Raw genomic sequence first — 20,888 nt, 5'->3', positions numbered from 1 at the left:
GCGCCGGAACCGGCCGGGTCAGCTCCAGCGGGCGATCTCCACGTTCTCCAGGACGCCGAGCGCGTCCGGCACCAGCACGGCGGCGGAGAAGTAGGTGGTGACCAGGTACGAGATGATCGCCTGTTCGCTGATCCCCATGAACCGCACCGAGGTGCTCGGCTCGATCTCGTCCGGGATGCCGGGCTGGTGCAGGCCGATCACGCCCGACTCGTCCTCGCCGGTGCGCATGCACAGGATGGAGGTCGTACGGGCGTCGCTGATCGGGATCTTGTTGGACGGGAACATCGGGACCCCGCGCCAGGACGGCACCCGGTGTCCGCCGATCTCGACCGACTCGGGGTACAGCCCGCGCTTGTTGCACTCGCGCCCGAAGGCGGCGATGGCCTTGGGGTGGGCGAGGAAGAACTTGGAGCCGCGCCGCATGCTGAGCAGCTGGTCCATGTCGTCGGGGCTGGGGGCCCCGTCGTGGGACTGGATGCGCTGGTCGTAGTCGGCGTTGTGCAGGAGGCCGAAGTCGCGGTTGTTGAGCATCTCGTGCTCCTGGCGCTCGCGCAGCGCCTCGACCGTGAGCCGCAGCTGCTGCTCGGTCTGGTTCATCGGCTGGTTGTACAGGTCGGCGACGCGGGTGTGGACGCGCAGAACCGTTTGCGCGATGGAGAGTTCGTACTCGCGCGGCCGGGCCTCGTAGTCCACGAAGGTGCCGGGCAGCACGGCCTCGCCCTGGTGGCCGGCGGAGAGGTCGATCGCGGCCTCGCCGTACTTGTTGGTGCGCTGCTCGGGCAGGGCCCGTACGGAGTCCAGGTGCGCGCGCAGCGAGTCGACGCGGTCGGCGAGGATCTGGAAGTCCTGGCGGGAGAGGACGAGCACGGTGCCGGCGGTGGCGGTGCGGGCGGTGTACTCCCAGATGGCCTCCTCGTCGACGAGGGAGTCCTCGCCGAAGAAGGCCCCGTCGGCGACGGTCTGCAGGACGGCGTCGTCGCCGTACGGGCCGGGGCCGATCTGGTCGATGCGCCCGTGGGCGAGGAGGAACACCTTGTCGGCGGGGCTGCCGAAGGAGGTCAGCTCCTGGCCGGGCTCGAAGTCGATCTGGTGGCAGCGCGCGGCGAGTTCGGCCAGCGCGTCGGGGTCGTCGTAGTCGCGCAGGACCGGGAGCTCCCCCAGCTCGGCCGGAATCACCTGCACCTGCGTGCCGGTCTTGATGAACTCCACGATGCCGTTGCCGACGGAGTAGCTCAGCCGCCGGTTGACCCGGTACGTACCGCCCTGGACGGACACCCAGGGGAGCATCTTCAGGAGCCACCTGGAGGTGATCTCCTGCATCTGCGGCGCGGACTTGGTCGTGGTTGCCAAGTTCCGCGCGGCCGTGGTTCCCAGACTGCGCTGCGGTGCCTGGGTCTCGGATTCGGAACCTGCCTGGACCGACATGAATTTCCCCTTCGATCACTCCATGAATCTGCGGACGGAGCCTTTCAGCACGGACCGTGGTGGGACCATTACACAAAAGGGTGGGACTACTCCGTTCGTGGCTGGGCACCCTTCTGAGTTCACCTCCCGCCCCACGCGGCACTTGGACCCCACCCGTTTCGGCCACCGATGTGATCATCGCCGTTTTAATTTGCACCTCGGATGCAAGTTTTCTACGCTGGACCCATGCGGCTGACCCGATTCACCGACCTCGCCCTGCGCGTACTGATGCGCCTGGCCGTCGCCGAGGCGGACCTCCCCACCACGCGCGACGTGGCGGCGACCATGGAGGTCCCGTACACCCACACCGCCAAAGTGGTCGCCAAGCTGCAGCATCTCGGCCTGGTCGAAGCCCGTCGCGGACGCGGCGGCGGCCTCACCCTGACCTCCGCCGGGCGCGCCGCCTCGGTGGGCGGGGTGATCCGCGAGCTGGAGGGCGCCGGCGACGTGGTGGACTGCGACGGCACCGTCCCGTGCCCGCTGCGGAGCGCGTGCGTGCTGCGCGGAGCACTGCGCCGGGCCCAGGAGGCCTTCTTCGCCTCCCTGGACCCGCTGACGGTGAACGACCTGGTGGCAGCCCCGACCGGGCCGCTCCTGCTGGGCATTTCGGGCGGACCGGCGGGGGCCGGAAGACCCTGACGGCGGAGGCCGGATGGCCGGTTCGCATCGGCACTGGGCCCGCATAGCCTGATCTCCACGACCCCTTCGAACAGGAATCCGCATCTCGGCGGACGCCCGGACCCTGTCCGTAAATACGCATCTCGCATTCAAATTCTACGATCCACCCCCGACCGAGGAGTCACCGCATGCTGTCCGAGAAGTCGACCGCGACCGTACGCGCCACCCTGCCCGCCGTGGGCGCGGCCATCGGCGACATCACGGAGCTCTTCTACGGAAAGCTCTTCGCGGCCCACCCCGAACTGATCCGCGACCTCTTCAACCGCGGCAACCAGAACGCCGGCCTCCAGAAGCAGGCCCTCGCCGGCTCCATCGCCGCCTTCGCGACGCACCTGGTCGAACACCCCGACGCCCGCCCCGACGTGATGCTGAACCGCATCGCCCACAAGCACGCCTCCCTCGGCGTCACCCGCGAGCAGTACCCCATCGTCCACAAGCACCTCTTCGAGGCCATCGTGGAAATCCTCGGCGAGGCCGTCACCCCCGAGGTCGCCGAGGCCTGGGACGAGGTCTACTGGCTCATGGCGAACGCCCTCATCACCATCGAGGAGCGCCTCTACGCCGAGCAGCAGGTCCTCGCCGGGGACGTCTGGCGCGACTGGACGGTCTCCGCCCGCGTCGAGGAGACCGTCGACTGCACCACCTTCCACCTGACCCCGGCCGACGGCGCCCCGGCGCCCGGCTTCAAGCCCGGCCAGTACGTCTCCGTCCAGGTCGAACTGGCCGACGGCGCCCGCCAGATCCGCCAGTACAGCCTCTCCAGCGCCCCCGGCTCCCCGGTCCGCTCGATCACCGTCAAGCGGGTCCACGGCCCGGCCGCCGACGGCCCCGACGGCGAGGTCTCCAACCACTTGCACGCCCACGTCCGCACCGGCGACACCCTGCGCGTCTCCACCCCCTACGGCGACCTCGTCCTCCAGGACTCCGCCGCCCCGGTGATCCTGGCCTCGGCCGGCATCGGCTGCACCCCGATGCTCTCCATGCTGGAACACCTGGCCGACACCGCGCACGCGGCCCCCGTCACCGTCCTGCACGCCGACCGCTCCCCCGCCGACCACGCCCTGCGCACCGACCACCGCGCCCTGACCCACAAGCTCCCCGACGCCACGGCGCACTTCTGGTATGAGGCCGACGCCGAGCCGGGCGACCGCGAGGGCCGCCTCGACCTCGGCTCCCTCCCCGTCGCCCCGGGCACGAAGGCCTACCTCTGCGGCCCACTCCCCTTCATGCGGGCGGCGCGCCAGCAGCTGATCGCCAAGGGCGTGGCGCCCGCGGACATCGCCTACGAGGTCTTCGGCCCCGACCTGTGGCTCGCCTCGGCGTGATCCGTGATCCGTGCGCCGGGTGCGCGCCCTTGCGGCGGAACGACTGCCTCCACTAAACGTTGAGTAACCGTCCGGCTACTCAAAGGAGGCGGTCATGTCCGCACCCCTGTCCGCAGACCGGTTCCTCGGCGCCCTGCGCGCCGAGGGGCTCACCGTCGTCGAAATCGGCGGCTGGCGCACCCACAACCGCAACCACAAGGGCCCCTGGGGGCCGGTCCACGGGGTGATGCTCCACCACACCGTCACGCACGGGACCGCGTACACCGTCCAGCTCTGCCGCGACGGCCACGCGGACCTCCCCGGCCCGCTCTGCCACGGCGTGATCACCAAGGACGGCCGGGTCCACCTGGTCGGCAACGGCCGGGCCAACCACGCCGGCGCGGGCGACTCCGACGTCCTGGCGGCCGTGATCGCCGAGCGCCGCCTCCCGCCCGACCACTCCTCGGACACCGACGGCAACCGCCACTTCTACGGCTTCGAGTGCGAGAACCTCGGCGACGGCCAGGACCCCTGGCCGGCCGCCCAGCTCGACGCGATGGCCCGCGCATCGGCCGCCCTGTGCCGCGCCCACGGCTGGACCGCCCGCTCGGTCATCGGCCACCTGGAATGGCGCCCGGGCAAGATCGACCCGAAGGGCTTCACGATGGCCTCGATGCGCACCCGCGTGGAGGAACGGCTGAAGTAGGCCCCGCCGCGGACCGGCATCCGGGGAGGGCGGATAACGTCCGCCCGACCCGAACAAAAGGTGCAGGTGGAATACGTTCAACAGCCGTGTGGGTGGTCGGTGACGTACCCGACGAGGAGGCGCAGGCCATCCCTCACCGCTGTCTCCCCTCGCTGACACCTGTCACGTGGCCGTCGCTGCCCGGTTAGCCGAGGTATGGCGCGGGACGGCGCTCCAGAAAGTGCCGGAGGCGCAGGCGTTGGGTGTGGTGCATGGGTAGCACGTCCAGGTCGGCCGGCGCCACGAACCGGAGTTCCGTGCTCTCGTTCGAGAGGGACAGTTCTCCGCCGGTGATGCGGGCCGTGAAGCAGACGTTGAACTGTCGCCTGACCTCGCCGTCGGTGTACTCGATGATGTGCCGGGGGTCCGTGTACGTGCCGACCAGTCCCGTGATCTCCACGTCGAGCCCGGTCTCCTCCTTGACCTCGCGGACAGCCGTGCCGGGCAGTGAGTCGCCCAGGTCCATCCCTCCGCCGGGGAGCGCCCACAAGTCGTTGTCCGTGCGCCGTTGCAGCAGGATGCGGCCCTCGCCGTCGGTGACCACCGCCGAGGCGGCCACGACCATGCTGTTCGGCTCCGGAGCGTGGGGATCGTCGTAGTACTCGGTCCGGGCCATCCGGTCATGCCTCCACAGGGTGGGCTGTCTCCCACACGGCATTGAAGCTGTCCGCGTAGGTGTCGAACATGCCGCCGGAGTCCTGGCGGCGAAGGTGCCACACGGGCGCACCGTACGCGTTCACACTCCAGACGTGGGCATTGACCAACACCTGATCATCAGCCCGGTACAAGCTGTTGTAGAGCGTCGTGCCGTGTGTCCGAAGCTCTATGCCCGGCACGCTCGCCAACGGCCGGTAGTGCAAGAGAGCGAGGCGACAGCGGGATTCGATGCCATGCCCGAACTTCTCCTCCTGTCCTCGCTGCTGGACGTTCTCGCTGTCCGCGTCGCCGACTGCGATGCGTACCGCGCACCCGTCGGCAGCACGCTCCCGCAGGAGATCGTTCAGCCGGGGATACGCCTCGTGCAGGAACACCGCCGCGTAGACCAGGACGTCGATGCGCTCGCGCGCTGCCGAGAGGAGATCCACGAACACAGATACGGGAAGGTCTGCCCGCTGGTCGTACAGAGCGACCAGTTCCGGACTGACGGCCCGCGCTGCCCGTGCTTGCCGGAGAGCCGGCCACAGGGCGTGAATGTCCTCGCCCAACGTCTCCGCCGCCTTGAGTGCGGTTGCCCGGCGTGGGGTGCGCCCGAGGTTCACCCAGCGTTCCCGAAGTGCCGAACGTACGAGGTTCCCCCGTCCTGATCATCGGCGGGACGATCGCGGCACCAGCGGACGGTGAAGGGGTTTTCGGTATGGCGCCGGGATTGTGGCAACAAGTCGAGCAGCGGCATCCGTTCCCCGTGCCCGACCCCGATCCAGCAGACCCTGACTGCGACGTGTGCGGGGCACTGGTCGCTCAGCGCACTGAGTGTTACCGGCGCCGGGACCTCTCGGGGGTCATGGACTGCAACGTGGAGATCCGCCAGCACCCGCACACGGAGGTGAGTCGATGACCCGCGCCGTGCTCCGCTACGTCCCCCACACGATCCGGCACGCCCCCGAAGGCGGGGTGACGTACGAGGCGTTCTGCGTCGCCCAAGGCTGTGGAGCCGAGTCCGGCGCTCACGACGAACAGGCGGACGCGCAGGACTGGGCGCTCCGGCACGCCGGGCGGACGGGGCACGACCTGTTCAGGCGGGTGTTCACGGATCACGCGCGCGTCACCCGCCAGACGTAGACCCCGGCCCGCTGGGCGACGGCGATCAGGACAGTCCAGCGCGCCGGCTCCGGCCCCGCTCACACCACCCGAATGGCGTGGGCGGGGCTCTGACGTGCGACGGCACGGGCAGGAGCGCCCCACAATGGACGGGTGAATCGCCCCGCGAACGTTGACGTGCTCTTGCAGCCACGCCCGCCGTCCCCGTTGCAGGAGATCCGTGACGACAGGTTCGAGCGGTACGGCGTCCGCTTGCTACTGAAGCGGGACGACCTGATCCACACCAACGTCCCGTGGGACACGGACCTACTTGGACCAGTGGACCTGTACCCTCCCGGCAACAAGTGGCGCAAGCTCGCGCCGAATCTGCGGGCCGCCGTCGCGGGCGGGTACCCGGAGCTCGTGACCTTCGGCGGGGCCTACTCCAACCACCTGCGGGCCACCGCCGCGGCCGGCCGGCTGCTGAGGCTGGGCACGGTCGGGATCGTACGGGGGGACGAGCTCGCGGGGCGGCCGCTGAACGACTCGCTGGCCCGGTGCGCGGCGGACGGCATGCGGCTCCACTTCGTGACCCGGTCGGCCTACCGGGACAAGGCCGCCCTGCCCGCGCTGGCCGGCGCCGAGGGGGCCTACGTCATCCCCGAGGGCGGCAGCAACGCCCTCGCCCTGCACGGCTGCGCCGAGCTCGGCCGCGAGCTGGCCGGAGTCTGCGACGTGGCCGCCGTGGCCTGCGGGACCGGAGGCACGCTGGCCGGGCTGGCGGCGGGACTCGGCGCGGGGCAGCGGGCGCTGGGCGTGCCGGTGGTCGGGGGCGGTTTCCTGGGGGCGGAGATACGTTCTCTCCAGGCGGCCGCCTTCGGCGGACCGGCGGGCGACTGGTCGCTGGCCGAGGGCTACGCCCACGGGGGCTACGCCCGGGTCCCCGCCGAGCTGGCGCTGTTCGCGGCGGACTTCGAGTCCCGCCACGGCCTGCCGGTGGAGCGGATCTACGTGGCGAAGCTCCTGTGGGCCCTGCTCGCCCTGACCCGCGAGGGCGCCTTCCCCCGCGGCACCACCCTGGCGGCGGTCGTCACGGGCCGCCCGTAGGGGGTGTCCGCACAGTCCCGCCTGCCTCACGACGCCCGGCACGCGCTCCGCGGCCCCGGCGCTAGCCCGCTTCCTCCCGGTACGCCGCGGCCTCCTCCAGGTCCAGGCGGCGCAGCAGGGCCCGGAGCATCTCGTCGTCGATGCGGCGGGCGTCGCGCAGGGAGACGAAGACCTCGCGTTCCGCTTCGATCATCTCCCCGGCCAGCCGGCGGTAGACGTCGTCCGCGGACTCGCCCGTCACTGCGTTGACCTCGCCCAGCCGCTCCCACACCGCGTTGCGGCGCCGCTCCAGCACCGTGCGCAGCCGGTCCGCCAGCGGGGGCGGGAGGGCGTTCGCGGGGGAGGCCAGGAGTTCCGCCAGGCGGTCCTCCGCAGCCTGCGAGGCCTCGCTCTGGGCCTGGGCCTCCGCCAGGGTCTCGGCGTGGGTGTCCTTGGGCGGCAGGCGCAGCAGCCGGATCAGCGGCGGCAGGGTCAGGCCCTGGACCACCAGCGTGCCGATCACCGTCGTGAAGGTCAGGAACAGGATGAGGTTCCGGTGCGGCACGGTGACGGGCACGGAGAAGGCGATCGCCAGGGAGACCACGCCCCGCATGCCCGCCCATCCCACGATGACCGGAGCCTTCCAGTTGGTCTCCGGTTCGCGGCTGCGGATCCGCTGCGAGAACCTCGGCAGGAACGTCGCCGGGAAGACCCACGCGAAGCGGGCCGCGACCACGACGAGGAACACGACCACCGCGTAGCCCGCCGCGGCCCTGCCCTCGTACTCCCCCAGCCCCTTCAGCACGACCGGCAGCTGGAGCCCGATCAGCGCGAAGACCACCGATTCGAGGATGAAGGCGACCACCTTCCAGACCGCTTCCTCCTGGAGCCGGGTCGCGAAGTCGACCTGCCAGTTGCGGTGCCCGAGGTACAGCGCGACCACCACGACCGCCAGCACTCCCGAGGCGTGCACCCGCTCGGCGGCCGCGTAGGCCACGAAGGGGATGAGCAGCGACAGGGTGTTCTGCAGGAGCGGTTCGCGCAGCTTCGTGCGCAGGACGTGGATCGGGACCATCAGCAGCAGGCCCATCGCGACCCCGCCCACCGAGGCCACCAGGAACTCCCGGATCCCGTCCGTCCAGCCGGCGCTCGCCCCGACCGCCGCCGCCAGCGCCACCTTGTACGCGGTGATCGCGGTGGCGTCGTTGACCAGGGACTCGCCCTGGAGGATGGTCGTGATCCGGTTGGGCAGCCCGAGCTTGCGGGCGATGGCCGTGGCCGCGACGGCGTCGGGCGGGGCGATGACCGCCCCCAGCACCAGCGCCACCGGCAGCGAGAGCCCCGGCACCAGCAGGTACGCCGCGTACCCGACGGCGACGGTCGCGAAGAGCACGTACCCCACCGAGAGCAGCGCCACGGGCCGGATGTTCGCCCGCAGGTCCAGGTACGAGCTGTCCACCGCGGCCGTGTAGAGCAGCGGCGGGAGCAGCAGGGGCAGCACGATGTGCGGGTCCAGGTCGTATTCCGGCACGCCCGGCACGTAGGCCGCGGCCAGGCCTGCGGCCACCAGCATCAGGGGCGCGGGCACCGGGGTGCGGCGGGCCAGGCCCGCGACGACCGCACAGCCGGCGACCAGCGCCACCAGCGGCAATACCTCCATCGAAGATCACCCTCGCTTGAGTCATGGCATCCCGGGCGCCCGTACCTCAGTACGCTGGCCATCATGAGCGAGTGCACCCACGTTCCCGAACTGCCGCGCCCCGAGCCCGTCCCGCTTGCCCAGACCTGCCCCGAATGTCTGGCGCTCGGCAGCCATCCCGTCCAGCTCCGGATGTGCCTGGGGTGCGGGCACGTCGGCTGCTGCGACTCCTCGCCCCACCGGCACGCCACGGCGCACCACCGGGAGACCGGTCATCCGGTGATGCGCAGCTTCGAACCGGGTGAGACCTGGCGATGGTGTTTCGTCGACGGTTCGATCGTTTGAATTCGACGGTTCGATCGCCCCGAGCGGGGTAGATCAACCCTCCGCCGGTTCCCCTGATTTGGGCCCGCAGACCCCTAGCCACTGTGCGTCCCCAAGGGCTTACCATCAGTCACTGGTCGCAGGCGCGGCCTTCCGGCCGGCTATGTGCAGCTTTGTTCAAAGGGGTTCTGCACCGTCCGACAGGGGTGCCGCGACACGATCGCCCGGATCGCGATAGCGTCACCGGCGAACAGAGCTCGTACCACCTTGGAGGTGAGGGTGTCCCAGATCGCAGGCGAGCCCGGGACCCAGGACTTCGTGGAAGTCCGGCTGCCCGCTGCGGGTGCCTACCTGTCTGTGCTGCGGACGGCCACGGCCGGCCTCGCGGCACGTTTGGACTTCACCCTCGACGAGATCGAGGACCTCCGCATCGCGGTGGACGAGGCCTGCGCGATCCTGCTCCAGCAGGCCGTGCCCGGCTCCGTCCTCAGCTGCGTCTTCCGCTTGGTGGACGATTCGCTGGAGGTGACCGTCTCCGCCCCGACCACCGACGGCCGGGCGCCGGAGCGCGACACGTTCGCGTGGACGGTCCTCTCGGCTCTCGCCGGGAAGGTCGAGGCCACGGTCGAGGAGAACAAGACGGTGAGCATCAGCCTCTACAAACAGCGCGGCGCGGGACCAGGCCCGGCGTGAGCGGCGGGGAGGTCCCGGTGCGGGGCGGGGATCGGCCCCGGGTAGGACACGAGGTCGACGGCGGCATTCCGGAGCAGCAGCACGCCCGGCCGCACCCGGCTGACACGGATGCGGAAAACGGCTTTTTGGACTCGGCGGAGCGACGGGCGGGCCCTGTGAGCGAGAACCAGCACGACCAAACACTGCCGGTCCAGCCACCGGGGGCCGCTGCCACGGCCCAGCCGGTGACCCCGGCCCCGGACACGCCGGACGCGGCCGCCGCGGACACCCCCGGAGCCTTCGCGGCCCCGGTGTTCACCGCGCCGCTGCCCCTGCCGGATCCGCGCGACCGCAGCGGCGCGCGGGCCCTCTTCATCGAGCTGCGGGCGCTGCCCGACGGCTCGCCGGAGAAGGCGGAGCTGCGCAACCGGCTCGTACGGATGCACCTGCCGCTGGTCGAACACCTGGCCCGGCGCTTCCGCAACCGCGGCGAGCCGCTGGACGACCTGACCCAGGTCGCCACCATCGGTCTGATCAAGTCCGTGGACCGCTTCGACCCGGACCGCGGGGTCGAGTTCTCCACGTACGCCACGCCCACGGTGGTCGGCGAGATCAAGCGCCACTTCCGCGACAAGGGCTGGGCGGTACGGGTCCCCCGGCGCCTGCAGGAGCTGCGGCTCTCGCTGACCACGGCGACGGCGGAACTGTCCCAGCAGCACGGCCGCTCCCCCACGGTGCACGAACTGGCCGAACGGCTGGGGATCTCCGAGGAGGAGGTGCTGGAGGGCCTGGAATCGGCCAATGCCTACAGCACGCTCTCGCTGGACGTCCCGGACACCGACGACGAGTCGCCGGCGGTCGCGGACACCCTGGGCTCGGAGGACGAGGCGCTGGAGGGCGTCGAGTACCGCGAGTCCCTCAAGCCGCTGCTCGAAGGGCTGCCGCCGCGAGAGAAGCGGATCCTCCTCCTCCGGTTCTTCGGCAACATGACCCAGTCGCAGATCGCCCAGGAGGTCGGCATCTCCCAGATGCACGTCTCCCGGCTGCTGGCCCGCACCCTGGCCCAGCTCCGCGAGAAGCTCCTGGTCGAGGAGTAGCAGGCCCCGCGCACGAGCGGCCCGTACGGGCTATCGGGCCTGCTCCGCGGGCCCGATGCCCAGCGCTTCGGTGGCCTTCGGGTTCACCAGCAGGGCGGTGACGCCCACCGCGGCCAGGGCCAGCGCCACGGCCGCGGCCTTCATCGCCCCTCCCGCGGTCCACAGCATCCACGCCACCGGCAGCGCCATCAGCTGGGTGATCAGCGCGGGGCCGCGGCTCCAGCGCCGGCCCAGGAGCAGCCCGCGCGCCGCGACCAGCGGCAGGGCGGCCAGCACGAGCAGGGTGACCCCGCCGGTCGCGGCCTGCAGGGAGTCGCCGTCACCGGAGACGGCCGTATAGAGGTCGGCGACCCCGGGCCCGGCCACGGCCAGCCCCTCCAGCGCGGTCAGCGCGGCGGCCGCGGTCAGCCGGCGGGGCAGCGGGACGGGGACGGCGGACGCGGTGGGACTGGGCTTCGTACTCACCCCAGCAGCGTAGCCGCGCCCCGGCCGCGCCCGGAGGGGACGGCCAGTATGGGCGGCTCCGGAAGGGGTCGGTAGGCTGACGCCCATGCGTGCACTCCTCGTGGCCAACCCAGCAGCGACGACCACCAGTGCGCGCACGCGCGACGTCCTGACCCACGCCCTCGCCAGCGAGATGAAGCTGGAGGCGGTCACCACCGAATACCGCGGCCACGCCCGGGACCTGGGCCGCAGGGCGGCCGAGACCGGCATCGACCTGGTCGTGGCCCTGGGCGGCGACGGCACCGTCAACGAAGTGGTCAACGGACTGCTGCACGAGGGACCCGATCCGGACCGGCTGCCCGGGCTCGCGGTGGTCCCCGGCGGCTCCACCAACGTCTTCGCCCGCGCGCTCGGACTGCCCAACGACGCGGTCGAGGCGACCGGCGCCCTGCTCGACGCACTGCGGGAGCGGCGCGAACGAACGGTCGGCCTGGGGCTCGCCGCCGGCACTCCGGGCACGGAGGACGAGTCGGTTCCGGCACGCTGGTTCACCTTCTGCGCGGGCTTCGGCTTCGACGCGGGCGTGGTGGGCCGCGTCGAGCAGCAGCGGGAACGGGGCAAGCGTTCGACCCACGCCCTGTACGTGCGACAGCTGATGCGCCAGTTCTGGGAAGAGCCCAACCGCCGGCACGGCACGGTCACGCTGGAGCGCCCCGGCGCGGATCCGGTGACGGACCTGGTGCTGTCGATAGTGTGCAACACGTCACCCTGGACATACCTGGGCAACCGGCCTCTTTACGCCTCCCCCGAGGCGTCGTTCGATACTGCACTTGACGTATTGGCGCTGGACCGTTTGTCAACTCCGGCGGTCGCTCGCTACGCGACACAGCTCCTGACCTCGACTCCTGAGCGCGGCCCGCACGGCAAGCATGCGGTGTCTCTGCACGATCTGACGGACTTCACCTTGCATTCCAAGGTGCCGCTTCCGTTCCAGATGGACGGCGACCACCTCGGACTGCGCACCAGCGTTCGGTTCACAGGCATACGCCGTGCACTGCGTGTGATTGTGTGAGTGGAAGGGCCGAAAGTCCTTCTACTCGAACGTTTACACGCCGGTCCACCCCTAGGAAGTAGGGCTGTGACCTAGTAGACACCGACGAATCAAAAAAAACTTTCCGGAAGGGGTTGTATCCCCGTCCGAGGTTTGCGAATCTCTACATGGCGATCGGGACAGCCCGCAGAACCCGGCACCCACACAGATCGCCAGAACCCCTCCACGAATCTCCGACAGCCCAGGGCGAGTTTTTCCCCAAACTGGGCGGTCTCCCTTCCCTCACGAAGGGATTCGTGAAAGCGTTCACATTCACAAGCAACCTGCCCGCAATACAAGGAGATGGAGCAGCCATGGACTGGCGTCACAACGCCGTTTGTCGTGAGGAAGACCCGGAACTCTTCTTCCCCATCGGCAACACCGGTCCTGCGCTGCTGCAGATCGAGGAAGCCAAGGCCGTCTGCCGCCGTTGCCCCGTCATGGAGCAGTGCCTGCAGTGGGCGCTCGAGTCCGGCCAGGACTCCGGTGTCTGGGGCGGCCTCAGCGAGGACGAGCGCCGCGCGATGAAGCGCCGCGCCGCTCGCAATCGGGCGCGCAACGCAACCGCCTGACATCGACTTTCGAGCCTCGAGCCGCAGCGCGTAGTACCCATATAAGCGCTCAGCAACGTGCTCTTGAACCCCGTACCGAAAACCATTCGGTACGGGGTTCAGTGCTGTCCGGCCCCGGTGGCCGGCCCCTGACGTCACCCTGAGTCACGGGCCGGGTGCGCTACTTCTGCGGGCTGGCCGGTATGTCGAGGACGACCTTGGTGCCGCGCGGCTCGGAGGCGACCATGTCGAAGGTCCCGCCGAGCTCGCCCTCCACCAGGGTCCGTACGATCTGCAGCCCGAGGTTGCCGGCCCGCTGGGGGTCGAAGCCCTCGGGCAGGCCGCAGCCGTCGTCGACCACCGAGATCAGCAGCCGGGCGTCGTCGCGGCCGCTGCCCGAGCGGGCGGCGGACACCTCCACGGTGCCGCCCTCCCCCTGGGTGAAGGCGTGTTCCAGGGCGTTCTGGAGGATCTCCGTGAGCACCATCGACAGCGGGGTGGCGACCTCCGCGTCGAGGATCCCGAAGCGGCCGGTGCGCCGGCAGGCGACCTTGCCCGGGGAGATCTCGGAGACCATCGCGATCACGCGGTCGGCGATCTCGTCGAACTCGACCCGCTCGTCGAGGTTCTGAGAGAGCGTCTCGTGCACGATCGCGATCGAACCGACGCGGCGGACGGCTTCGTTCAGCGCCTCGCGCCCCTGCGGCGAATCCATCCGGCGGGCCTGCAGGCGCAAGAGCGCGGCCACGGTCTGGAGGTTGTTCTTGACCCGGTGGTGGATCTCCCGGATGGTCGCGTCCTTCGTAATCAATTCACGTTCGCGACGGCGCAGTTCCGTGACGTCGCGGCACAGGACGAGCGAGCCGATCCGGGTGCCCTTGGGCTTGAGCGGGATGGCCCGCAGCTGGATGACCCCGCCGCTGCCCTCGGCCTCGGTCTCACGGGGGGCCCAGCCGCTGGCGAGTTTGACCAGGGCCTCGTCCACCGGACCGCGGGAGGGGGCCAGTTCGGAGGTGATGGTGCCCAGGTGCTGGCCGACCAGGTCGGAGGCGAGCCCGAGCCGGTGGTAGGCGGAGAGCGCGTTCGGGGACGCGTACGTCACCACGCCCTCGGCGTCGAGCCGGATCAGGCCGTCGCCGACGCGCGGGGAGGCGTCCATGTCGACCTGCTGGCCGGGGAACGGGAAGGAGCCCGCGGCGATCATCTGGGCCAGGTCGGAGGCGGACTGGAGGTAGGTCAGCTCCAGCCGGCTGGGTGTACGCACAGTGAGCAGGTTGGTGTTGCGTGCGATCACGCCGAGGACCCGGCCCTCGCGGCGCACGGGGATGGACTCGACGCGGACCGGCACCTCCTCGCGCCACTCCGGGTCCCCCTCGCGCACGATGCGGCCCTCGTCGAGCGCGGCGTCGAGCAGCGGGCGCCGGCCGCGCGGGACCAGGTGGCCGACCATGTCGTCCTGGTACGAGGTGGGGCCGGTGTTCGGGCGCATCTGCGCGACCGAGACGTACCGGCTGCCGTCGAGGGTGGGAACCCAGAGCACGAGGTCGGCGAAGGAGAGGTCGGAGAGCAGTTGCCACTCCGAGACCAGCAGGTGGAGCCACTCCAGGTCGGTTTCACTGAGAGCGGTGTGCTGGCGTACGAGGTCGTTCATGGAGGGCACGTGGCGAGCGTACCCCGGGTACGGGCCATGACTTTCCTCAGCGTGGATACTCCGGAGTATCCAGGAGACCCCGCTTCCGCGTAGGGTTGGAGGAAGTGACGGTAATCAGGGTTGCGTCATTGGATGGACAGAACAGATTGGTCTAGTCCACAATTGCATCAGGCTTCCGCCCTCCCCGCACAGGAGGACGGATCGAGGTAAGCCGCGCGATCTGCCCTGACCGCGCGTTCACCTCCCACCGGACGTCGGGCACCGCACACCCGTCGGCCGTAAGTACTCCGGGCTACGGTGCCGGGCGGGCTGAGGGTCCCGTTCGGCACCGTGGCCCAGAGGAATCCCGTGGCCCTTCCGCGGCCCGGACGCACCGTGCGCGAGCGCACCGCGGAAGCCGCGAGCGCACCGCGGAACCCGTCCTACTGCGGCCAGGCCCGCATCGCCAGCTCCGCCACCGCCTCCAGCTCCGCCCGCCCCGCGCCGTCGCGCGACTGCTGGGACATCCCCTGGAGCACCGCTCCGGCGTAGCGCGCCAGCGCCCACGTGTCCGTACCGGCCGGCAGGACCCCCGTGGCGACATCGGCCCGGATCCGCCGCTCGAAGGCCACCAGATTGGCCTCCCGCCGCACCCGCAGCGCCTGCGCCACCTCGTCCGAGGTGGTGTTGACGGCCGCGCTGATCACCATGCAGCCCGGCGGGTGGGCGGGGTCGGTGTAGACCTCCGCCGCCTCGTGCAGGACGCGCCCCAGCGCCGCACGGGCGGTCGGCTCCTCGGCGAGGGCCACGGCCGCGAAGTCGGCGTAGCGGCCGCCGTAGACCACCACGACCTCGTCGAAGAGCTTGCGCTTGTCGCCGAAGGCCGCGTAGAGGCTCGGGGCGCTGATGCCGAGGGATGCGGTCAGGTCGGAGATCGACGTGGCCTCGTAGCCGCGCTCCCAGAAGGCGAACATCGCCTTGTCGAGGGCCGCGTCACGGTCGAAGGAGCGGGGCCTGCCGCGCTGTCCGGTCACCATGCGCTCATTCTATAGCGGGCGTTACGGAATCTGGTACGGTCCTTTCTGTATCGACCGTTATCGAAAGGGGGGCGCGCCATGGGCGTGCTCAAGGGGAAGACGGCACTGGTCACGGGCGGCAGCCGGGGCATCGGGCGGGCCATCGCGGAGCGGCTCGGCCGCGACGGGGCGCTGGTCGCGGTGGCCTACGGGACCAACGCGGCGGCGGCCGGGGAGACCGTCGGCGCCATCGAGGCGGCCGGGGGCCGCGCCTTCGCGGTCGGGGCGGACCTCGGAGCCCCGAGCGGTGCGCAGGCCCTCTGGGCGGCGTACGCGGCCCATCCGCTGGCCGGCGAGGGGGACGGCGGGGTCGACATCCTGGTGAACAACGCGGGCACCGCCACCTTCGCCGGGATCGGCTCCACCGACGAGGAGACGTACGACCGGGTGCACGCGCTGAACGCGAAGGCGCCGTTCTTCGTGATCCGGCACGGCCTGGAGCGGCTGCGGGACGGCGGCCGGATCGTGAACGTGACCGGCACCCCGGACATCGCCCTGCCGGCGATCCTCGCCACGGTCATGGCCAAGGGCGCCGTGAACGCGCTGACCGTCTCGCTGGCCGCCGAGCTCGCACCCCGGGAGATCACCGTGAACTCGGTGGGCCCCGGCATCGTGGAGACCGACCTGAACGCCGCCTGGCTCGCGGACCCGGCGGCCCGCGCACACGCCGCCTCCCGTTCCGTCTTCGACCGGCTCGGCACCCCGCAGGAGGTCGCGGACGTGGTCGCCTTCCTCGCCTCCCCGGACTCCCGCTGGGTCACGGGCCAGCATCTGGCCGTGACGGGCGGACTCCAGCTCTCACTGCTGTAGCCGGCCCGGGCCCGGGAGGCCGCGGCGGCCGATCCGGCCCACCATGGAGTGTGTGCGAAGACCCGGCAACGGGGCCTCGCCTCTGCTAGATTGGTCTATACCACATTCACACTCCAGATCGGCAGGCCCCGCGTGGAAGTTGTCATCGTCCCGGACGCCAAGGCAGGCGGCGAGCTCATCGCGGAGGCCATGGCCGCCCTGGTCCGCCGCAAGCCCGACGCCCTGCTCGGCGTGGCGACCGGCTCTACCCCGCTGCCCATCTACCAGGCGCTGGCCGCCAAGGTGAAGGCCGGTCTGGTCAACGCCTCCAAGGCCCGCGTCTGCCAGCTCGACGAGTACGTCGGCCTGCCCGCCGGACACCCGGAGTCCTACCGCGCCGTGGTCCTGCGCGAGGTCGTGGAGCCGCTGGGCCTGTCCGAGGCCTCCTTCATGGGCCCGGACGGCTCGGCCGCGGACATCGTCGCCGCCTGCGACGCCTACGACCGCGCCCTCGCCGAGGCCGGCGGCGTGGACCTCCAGCTCCTCGGCATCGGCACGGACGGGCACATCGGCTTCAACGAGCCCTGCTCCTCGCTCGCCTCCCGCACCCGCATCAAGACGCTGACGGAGCAGACCCGCGTGGACAACGCGCGCTTCTTCGACAACGACATAGAGCAGGTGCCCCACCACGTCATCACCCAGGGCATCGGCACCATCCTCGACGCCCGCCACCTGGTGCTGCTGGCCACCGGCGAGGGCAAGGCCGAGGCCGTCGCGCAGACCGTCGAGGGCCCGCTGTCCGCCCTCGTACCGGCCTCCGCGCTCCAGCTGCACCGCCACGCCACCGTGGTCGTGGACGAGGCCGCCGCCTCCAAGCTGAAGCTGGCGGACTACTTCCGCCACACCTACGCCAACAAGCCCGCCTGGCAGGGTCTGTAGGTCGTACCCGCACACGATGAAGGGCCGGGCACCCCGCAGGGGGTGTCCGGCCCTTCATCGTGCTCGCCGCGCGCAGGAGAACCCCGCGCGCCCGAGAACGCCGGCGGGGCTGGAAGATCCAGCCCCGCCGGCGCATGAGACGCGGGGTGACGCCCGCAGGGGTTGCTACACCCCCGCGATGATCTCCGCGGCAGCGCGTCCGCAGACCCGGGCGGCGCCGTGCGTCGCGATGTGCAGCGCGCCGCGCGGTGCTGCCTGCGGCACGCCCATCTCGACCACGATCGTCTGCGGCCGCGCCGCGACGAGCGCGTCCAGCGCCTCGGTCATCCAGGGGTGCCGGTGCGCGTCGCGGACCACCGCGACGACGGTCCGGTTCCCCGCGGCGGCCAGGATGCCGTCGGCCGTCGCCCCCTCCTGGTACACGCCCGAGTCGGTGCCCGGGACGAGTGCGGACACCTCCCCGGCCACCCCCCACGGGGTCTCGTCGCCGACCGCGAAGTTGGCCACCGGGGTGAGCGTGGCGATGTACGGGGCGTTCACCGGGGCGGCCGCCGCGCGCGACCCCGTCACGACCACCGCCCGGCGGGCCGCCGCCAGTCCGATGCCGGGCGCGCTGCTCCCCTCCTGCCGCGCGCCCTGACGGACCTGGCGGGTCCACTCGGCCAGCGAGCGGACCCGGGCGGCGGCCTCGGCGAGGCGCTCCTCCGGGAGCGAGCCGTCGCGGACGGCCGCGACCAGCGCGTCGCGCAGGCTGAGCACGGTGCCCTCGTCGGCGAGCCCGCCGCCGACGCAGATGGCGTCGGCGCCGGCCGCGATGGCCAGCACCGAACCGCGCTCGATCCCGTAGGTCCCGGCGATGGCCTGCATCTCCATGCCGTCGGTGACGATGAGGCCCTCGTAGCCGAGCTCCTTGCGCAGCAGACCGGTCAGGATCTGCGGGCTGAGGGTGGCCGGGCGGGTCGGGTCCAGGGCCGGCACCAGGATGTGGGCGCTCATGACGGCCTTGCTGCCGGCCTCGATGGCGGCCCGGAAGGGTACGAGCTCCCGGGCGACCAGGGTGTCGAGGTCCACGTCGATGCGCGGCAGCGCGTGGTGCGAGTCGACGTTGGTGTCGCCGTGGCCCGGGAAGTGCTTGGTGCACGCGGCGACGCCGGCGGCCTGGAGGCCTTCGACGTACGCGGCGGTGTGCCGGGCGGCGAGGTGGGTGTCGGCGCCGAAGGACCGTACGCCGATGACCGGGTTGTCCGGATTGGAGTTGACGTCCGCGGACGGGGCCCAGTTGAGGTTGACCCCGCACTCGGCGAGGCGGCGGCCCAGCTCGCGGGCGACGTCGCGGGTCAGGTCCACGTCGTCCACGGCGCCGAGGGCCAGGTTGCCGGGGAAGGAGGAGCCGCCCCGGACCTCGAGGCGGGTGACGTCGCCGCCCTCCTCGTCGATGGCGACGAGGAGGTCGTCCCGCTCGGTACGCAGCTGCGCGGTCAGCGCGGCGACCTGCTCGGGCGAGGTGATGTTGCGGCCGAAGAGGCCGACGGCGGTGAGGCCTTCGGCGACCTGCCGGAGCAGCCAGGCGGGGGCGGTCGTGCCCTCGAAGCCGGGCTGGAGCACGGCGAGGGCGTCCCGGGTCACGGTATCGGTGCGGTGCGCAAGGACAGTCATGGGCCGTTATCCCTTCACGGCGCCGGCGGTCATGCCGCCGACGGCCTTGCGCTGGAGGAAGACGAAGATGAGCAGCACCGGGACCGCGAAGAGCGAGGAAGCGGCCATGGTGGCGCCCCAGTCGTTGCCGAAGGCCGTCTGGAACTGGGTCAGCCACAGCGGCAGGGTCTGCGCGGACTTGTCCTTGTTCAGGATCAGCACCATCGCGAACTCGTTCCAGGCCGTGATGAAGCCGAAGAGCGAGGTGGACATCAGGCCGGGGGCCAGCAGCGGGAAGATCACCTTGCGGAAGGCCTGGCCGCGGGTGCAGCCGTCGATCTGGGCGGCCTCCTCCAGCGTCACCGGGACGGCGGCGATGAAGCCGCGCAGGGTCCAGATGGTGAAGGGGAGGACCATCACGAAGTAGATCGCGGTGAGCAGCGGGAGGCTGTTCAGCATCTCGGAGTCGCGGGCGATCATGTACATCGCGATGACCATGACCTCCCAGGGCGCCATCTGGGCCATCATCACCGCGAGGACCAGGCCCTTGCGGCCCTTGAACTTCATGCGGGCGATGGCGAAGCTCGCGGCGAGGGCGACGAGCAGGGCCAGCGTGACGGCGCCGATGGTGACGATGAAGCTGTTCGCGACGTAGGTCCAGAACAGGTCGACGCCGGTGGCCTTGGTGAAGTTCTCCATCGTCGGCGTGAAGACGAAGACGGGGTCCTTGGAGAGGATCTCGCTGGACGGCTTCAGGGCCGAGGAGAACATCCAGTAGACGGGGAAGACGAAGAGGACGGCCAGCAGCAGGGCGCCGATGTTCTTGGCGACCGCGGCGGGACGGATCGGCCGGCGGTTGCGCAGCTGCTGGGGCTTCGCGGACGGCGCGGACGGCGCGGGCTTCGGGGCGGTGGTGGTGCTCACTGCTCCTCCTCCTGCTTCAGGATCAGACGGAAGTAGAAGGACATGACGATCACGAGCATCACGATCGTCAGGACGGAGATCGCCGCGGCCAGACCGTAGTGGCCCTGGCTCTGGCCCTCTACGTACGCGTAGATCGTCAGCGTCTCCGAGGCGCGGTCGGGGCCGCCCTTGTTCATCGCGTAGATCTGGGTGAACGCCTTGAAGATCCAGATGACCTCAAGGAACGTCGTGACCAGGAAGAAGGACTTGAGGTTCGGGAAGACGACCTTCCAGAACGTCTGCCACCCGTTGGCCCCGTCCATGCGCGCGGCCTCGTACAGCTCGCCGCTGACCGTGGTCAGGCCGGCGTACATGTTGAGGGCGACGAAGGGGATGGAGCCCCAGGCCAGCAGGACGGTGATGATCACCATGGTGGACATGCCGGTCTCGAACCAGTTGTGCTGGTCGTAGCCGGCGAAGCCGAAGGTGCGCATCAGCCAGTTCATGACGCCGTACTGCTCGTCGAACAGCCACTGGAAGACGGTCACGGAGGCGACGATCGGCATGGCCCAGGCCATCACCAGCGCCATCGACAGGACCAGGCGCATCCACTTGCCGAGCCGGTTCAGCAGGAGCCCGATGAGGCTGCCGAGCACCATGATCAGGAAGACGTTGGCTGCGGTGAAGACGAAGCTGCGGACGACCACGGTCCAGAACTGCGAGTCGCCCAGCAGCTCGGTGTAGTTGTCCACGCCGTTGAACGGCGCCTTCCGCTGGATGAACTCGATCTTGTCGACCTTCTGGAACGACAGGATGATGTTCTTGATCAGCGGGTACAGCAGCAGGGTCGCCATGCTGAGCACGGCGGGCCCGATCAGGAGGTACGGCAACCACCCTGAGGGGAGCGACTTTCTGCCCCCGCGAGGAGACTGGGACGCTGCCTTGGCTCCGGTGGGCGGCGGCGTCTGGGCCGGCCCCGCGGACTCGTGTGGTGCGTCCTGTGGAGCGGAAGTGGCCGCTCCCTGGGAGTGCACGGTCATGTCTGGGCTTCCTCGCGGTTGACTGTGGCGACTGGCACCCGCTTC

Annotated in this window: 21 protein-coding genes and 1 pseudogene; 12 read left to right on the top strand and 10 right to left on the bottom strand. The window is 70.7% G+C overall.

Annotation, left to right across the window (positions count from 1 at the left end; translation table 11 throughout):
- Window positions 1-18 precede the first annotated feature (18 nt).
- On the bottom strand, window positions 19-1,425 hold the full coding sequence (locus ACIA8F_RS04790) for a family 2B encapsulin nanocompartment shell protein (RefSeq protein WP_399376756.1): 1,407 nt from the start codon (window positions 1,423-1,425) through the stop codon (window positions 19-21).
- Between the two features lie 225 nt (window positions 1,426-1,650).
- On the opposite strand from ACIA8F_RS04790, the gene ACIA8F_RS04785 reads away from it, so the two are divergent.
- The 3 genes from ACIA8F_RS04785 to ACIA8F_RS04775 all read left to right on the top strand — a co-directional run bounded on the left by ACIA8F_RS04785 (window position 1,651) and on the right by ACIA8F_RS04775 (window position 4,152).
- Complete coding sequence (locus tag ACIA8F_RS04785; protein WP_399376754.1) at window positions 1,651-2,103, top strand: RrF2 family transcriptional regulator; 453 nt, start codon at window positions 1,651-1,653, stop codon at window positions 2,101-2,103.
- Between the two features lie 167 nt (window positions 2,104-2,270).
- The gene (locus ACIA8F_RS04780; protein ID WP_399376753.1) at window positions 2,271-3,467 is read left to right on the top strand and encodes a globin domain-containing protein; all 1,197 of its coding nucleotides are present in this window, start codon (window positions 2,271-2,273) and stop codon (window positions 3,465-3,467) included.
- A gap of 94 nt (window positions 3,468-3,561) precedes the next feature.
- On the top strand, window positions 3,562-4,152 hold the full coding sequence (locus ACIA8F_RS04775; RefSeq protein ID WP_399376752.1) for an N-acetylmuramoyl-L-alanine amidase: 591 nt from the start codon (window positions 3,562-3,564) through the stop codon (window positions 4,150-4,152).
- Between the two features lie 184 nt (window positions 4,153-4,336).
- On the opposite strand, the gene ACIA8F_RS04770 is transcribed toward ACIA8F_RS04775, so the two are convergent.
- Window positions 4,337-4,807, bottom strand: a complete 471-nt coding sequence (locus ACIA8F_RS04770; RefSeq protein ID WP_399376751.1) for an NUDIX domain-containing protein — start codon at window positions 4,805-4,807, stop codon at window positions 4,337-4,339.
- A gap of 4 nt (window positions 4,808-4,811) precedes the next feature.
- A pseudogene (locus ACIA8F_RS04765) lies at window positions 4,812-5,459 on the bottom strand (XRE family transcriptional regulator); the annotation flags it as partial.
- Between the two features lie 283 nt (window positions 5,460-5,742).
- Here ACIA8F_RS04765 and ACIA8F_RS04760 point away from each other — a divergent pair.
- Both ACIA8F_RS04760 and ACIA8F_RS04755 read left to right on the top strand, forming a co-directional pair.
- Window positions 5,743-5,970 (top strand): hypothetical protein, encoded by a 228-nt coding sequence (locus tag ACIA8F_RS04760; RefSeq protein WP_351043155.1) that lies wholly within the window; start codon window positions 5,743-5,745, stop codon window positions 5,968-5,970.
- Between the two features lie 132 nt (window positions 5,971-6,102).
- Entirely contained in the window at window positions 6,103-7,035 is a 933-nt protein-coding gene (locus ACIA8F_RS04755; RefSeq protein WP_399376749.1) for a 1-aminocyclopropane-1-carboxylate deaminase/D-cysteine desulfhydrase, read from the top strand.
- A 61-nt stretch (window positions 7,036-7,096) separates the two neighbouring features.
- Here the strand turns inward: ACIA8F_RS04755 and ACIA8F_RS04750 are convergent, their stop codons facing one another.
- On the bottom strand, window positions 7,097-8,674 hold the full coding sequence (locus ACIA8F_RS04750) for a Na+/H+ antiporter (protein WP_399376748.1): 1,578 nt from the start codon (window positions 8,672-8,674) through the stop codon (window positions 7,097-7,099).
- A 63-nt stretch (window positions 8,675-8,737) separates the two neighbouring features.
- On the opposite strand from ACIA8F_RS04750, the gene ACIA8F_RS04745 reads away from it, so the two are divergent.
- The 3 genes from ACIA8F_RS04745 to ACIA8F_RS04735 all read left to right on the top strand — a co-directional run bounded on the left by ACIA8F_RS04745 (window position 8,738) and on the right by ACIA8F_RS04735 (window position 10,746).
- Window positions 8,738-8,998, top strand: a complete 261-nt coding sequence (locus ACIA8F_RS04745; RefSeq protein WP_383952157.1) for a UBP-type zinc finger domain-containing protein — start codon at window positions 8,738-8,740, stop codon at window positions 8,996-8,998.
- Between the two features lie 258 nt (window positions 8,999-9,256).
- Window positions 9,257-9,670, top strand: a complete 414-nt coding sequence (locus ACIA8F_RS04740; RefSeq protein ID WP_214949331.1) for an anti-sigma regulatory factor — start codon at window positions 9,257-9,259, stop codon at window positions 9,668-9,670.
- Window positions 9,667-10,746 carry an RNA polymerase sigma factor SigF gene (locus ACIA8F_RS04735; protein WP_399376747.1) on the top strand — a complete coding sequence of 360 codons (1,080 nt, stop codon included), beginning with the start codon at window positions 9,667-9,669 and terminating at the stop codon, window positions 10,744-10,746. The genes ACIA8F_RS04740 and ACIA8F_RS04735 overlap by 4 nt, the downstream gene beginning before the upstream one ends.
- Window positions 10,747-10,776: 30 nt before the next feature.
- Here the strand turns inward: ACIA8F_RS04735 and ACIA8F_RS04730 are convergent, their stop codons facing one another.
- Window positions 10,777-11,211 carry a hypothetical protein gene (locus ACIA8F_RS04730; protein WP_399376746.1) on the bottom strand — a complete coding sequence of 145 codons (435 nt, stop codon included), beginning with the start codon at window positions 11,209-11,211 and terminating at the stop codon, window positions 10,777-10,779.
- An 85-nt stretch (window positions 11,212-11,296) separates the two neighbouring features.
- Between ACIA8F_RS04730 and ACIA8F_RS04725 the strand changes: the two genes are divergently transcribed.
- A complete protein-coding gene (locus tag ACIA8F_RS04725) occupies window positions 11,297-12,262 on the top strand; it encodes a diacylglycerol/lipid kinase family protein (protein WP_399376745.1) in 966 nt (321 codons plus the stop codon).
- 332 nt (window positions 12,263-12,594) lie between these two features.
- Window positions 12,595-12,852, top strand: coding sequence for a WhiB family transcriptional regulator (locus tag ACIA8F_RS04720; protein ID WP_004937597.1), 258 nt, complete (start codon window positions 12,595-12,597; stop codon window positions 12,850-12,852).
- A gap of 160 nt (window positions 12,853-13,012) precedes the next feature.
- On the opposite strand, the gene ACIA8F_RS04715 is transcribed toward ACIA8F_RS04720, so the two are convergent.
- Window positions 13,013-14,482, bottom strand: coding sequence for a sensor histidine kinase (locus ACIA8F_RS04715; protein ID WP_250750383.1), 1,470 nt, complete (start codon window positions 14,480-14,482; stop codon window positions 13,013-13,015).
- A gap of 422 nt (window positions 14,483-14,904) precedes the next feature.
- A complete protein-coding gene (locus ACIA8F_RS04710; protein ID WP_399376744.1) occupies window positions 14,905-15,498 on the bottom strand; it encodes a TetR/AcrR family transcriptional regulator in 594 nt (197 codons plus the stop codon).
- A gap of 78 nt (window positions 15,499-15,576) precedes the next feature.
- On the opposite strand from ACIA8F_RS04710, the gene ACIA8F_RS04705 reads away from it, so the two are divergent.
- Window positions 15,577-16,347: an SDR family oxidoreductase gene (locus ACIA8F_RS04705; RefSeq protein WP_399376743.1), complete on the top strand. Its 771-nt coding sequence runs from the start codon at window positions 15,577-15,579 to the stop codon at window positions 16,345-16,347.
- 132 nt (window positions 16,348-16,479) lie between these two features.
- On the top strand, window positions 16,480-17,265 hold the full coding sequence (gene nagB, locus ACIA8F_RS04700; protein ID WP_399376742.1) for a glucosamine-6-phosphate deaminase: 786 nt from the start codon (window positions 16,480-16,482) through the stop codon (window positions 17,263-17,265).
- Window positions 17,266-17,430: 165 nt separating this feature from the next.
- Here nagB and ACIA8F_RS04695 read toward each other — a convergent pair whose 3' ends face one another.
- From ACIA8F_RS04695 to ACIA8F_RS04685, 3 genes are read right to left on the bottom strand one after another with little or no spacing between them, the layout of a single operon-like run.
- Window positions 17,431-18,921, bottom strand: coding sequence for a glycoside hydrolase family 3 protein (locus ACIA8F_RS04695; RefSeq protein WP_399376741.1), 1,491 nt, complete (start codon window positions 18,919-18,921; stop codon window positions 17,431-17,433).
- A gap of 6 nt (window positions 18,922-18,927) precedes the next feature.
- A complete protein-coding gene (locus tag ACIA8F_RS04690) occupies window positions 18,928-19,764 on the bottom strand; it encodes a carbohydrate ABC transporter permease (RefSeq protein WP_399376984.1) in 837 nt (278 codons plus the stop codon).
- A 56-nt stretch (window positions 19,765-19,820) separates the two neighbouring features.
- On the bottom strand, window positions 19,821-20,843 hold the full coding sequence (locus ACIA8F_RS04685; protein ID WP_399376740.1) for a carbohydrate ABC transporter permease: 1,023 nt from the start codon (window positions 20,841-20,843) through the stop codon (window positions 19,821-19,823).
- Window positions 20,844-20,888 lie beyond the last annotated feature (45 nt).

The organism is Streptomyces sp. NPDC051563 (assembly GCF_044454225.1).
Classification (GTDB): domain Bacteria; phylum Actinomycetota; class Actinomycetes; order Streptomycetales; family Streptomycetaceae; genus Streptomyces.
The sequence above is the reverse complement of the archived record's forward strand: the minus strand, read 5'-3'. Positions and strand labels throughout refer to the sequence as shown.

Excerpts from the sequence above, each read along its gene's own strand:
- ACIA8F_RS04770 (WP_399376751.1), bottom strand. The coding sequence starts at position 4,807 with ATGGCCCGGACCGAGTACTACGACGATCCCCACGCTCCGGAGCCGAAC.
- ACIA8F_RS04705 (WP_399376743.1), top strand. The coding sequence starts at position 15,577 with ATGGGCGTGCTCAAGGGGAAGACGGCACTGGTCACGGGCGGCAGCCGG.
- ACIA8F_RS04695 (WP_399376741.1), bottom strand. The coding sequence starts at position 18,921 with ATGACTGTCCTTGCGCACCGCACCGATACCGTGACCCGGGACGCCCTC.
- ACIA8F_RS04720 (WP_004937597.1), top strand. The coding sequence starts at position 12,595 with ATGGACTGGCGTCACAACGCCGTTTGTCGTGAGGAAGACCCGGAACTC.
- ACIA8F_RS04750 (WP_399376748.1), bottom strand. The coding sequence starts at position 8,674 with ATGGAGGTATTGCCGCTGGTGGCGCTGGTCGCCGGCTGTGCGGTCGTC.
- ACIA8F_RS04745 (WP_383952157.1), top strand. The coding sequence starts at position 8,738 with ATGAGCGAGTGCACCCACGTTCCCGAACTGCCGCGCCCCGAGCCCGTC.
- ACIA8F_RS04790 (WP_399376756.1), bottom strand. The coding sequence starts at position 1,425 with ATGTCGGTCCAGGCAGGTTCCGAATCCGAGACCCAGGCACCGCAGCGC.
- ACIA8F_RS04775 (WP_399376752.1), top strand. The coding sequence starts at position 3,562 with ATGTCCGCACCCCTGTCCGCAGACCGGTTCCTCGGCGCCCTGCGCGCC.
- ACIA8F_RS04785 (WP_399376754.1), top strand. The coding sequence starts at position 1,651 with ATGCGGCTGACCCGATTCACCGACCTCGCCCTGCGCGTACTGATGCGC.
- ACIA8F_RS04710 (WP_399376744.1), bottom strand. The coding sequence starts at position 15,498 with ATGGTGACCGGACAGCGCGGCAGGCCCCGCTCCTTCGACCGTGACGCG.
- ACIA8F_RS04685 (WP_399376740.1), bottom strand. The coding sequence starts at position 20,843 with ATGACCGTGCACTCCCAGGGAGCGGCCACTTCCGCTCCACAGGACGCA.
- ACIA8F_RS04715 (WP_250750383.1), bottom strand. The coding sequence starts at position 14,482 with ATGAACGACCTCGTACGCCAGCACACCGCTCTCAGTGAAACCGACCTG.
- ACIA8F_RS04780 (WP_399376753.1), top strand. The coding sequence starts at position 2,271 with ATGCTGTCCGAGAAGTCGACCGCGACCGTACGCGCCACCCTGCCCGCC.
- ACIA8F_RS04760 (WP_351043155.1), top strand. The coding sequence starts at position 5,743 with ATGACCCGCGCCGTGCTCCGCTACGTCCCCCACACGATCCGGCACGCC.
- ACIA8F_RS04725 (WP_399376745.1), top strand. The coding sequence starts at position 11,297 with ATGCGTGCACTCCTCGTGGCCAACCCAGCAGCGACGACCACCAGTGCG.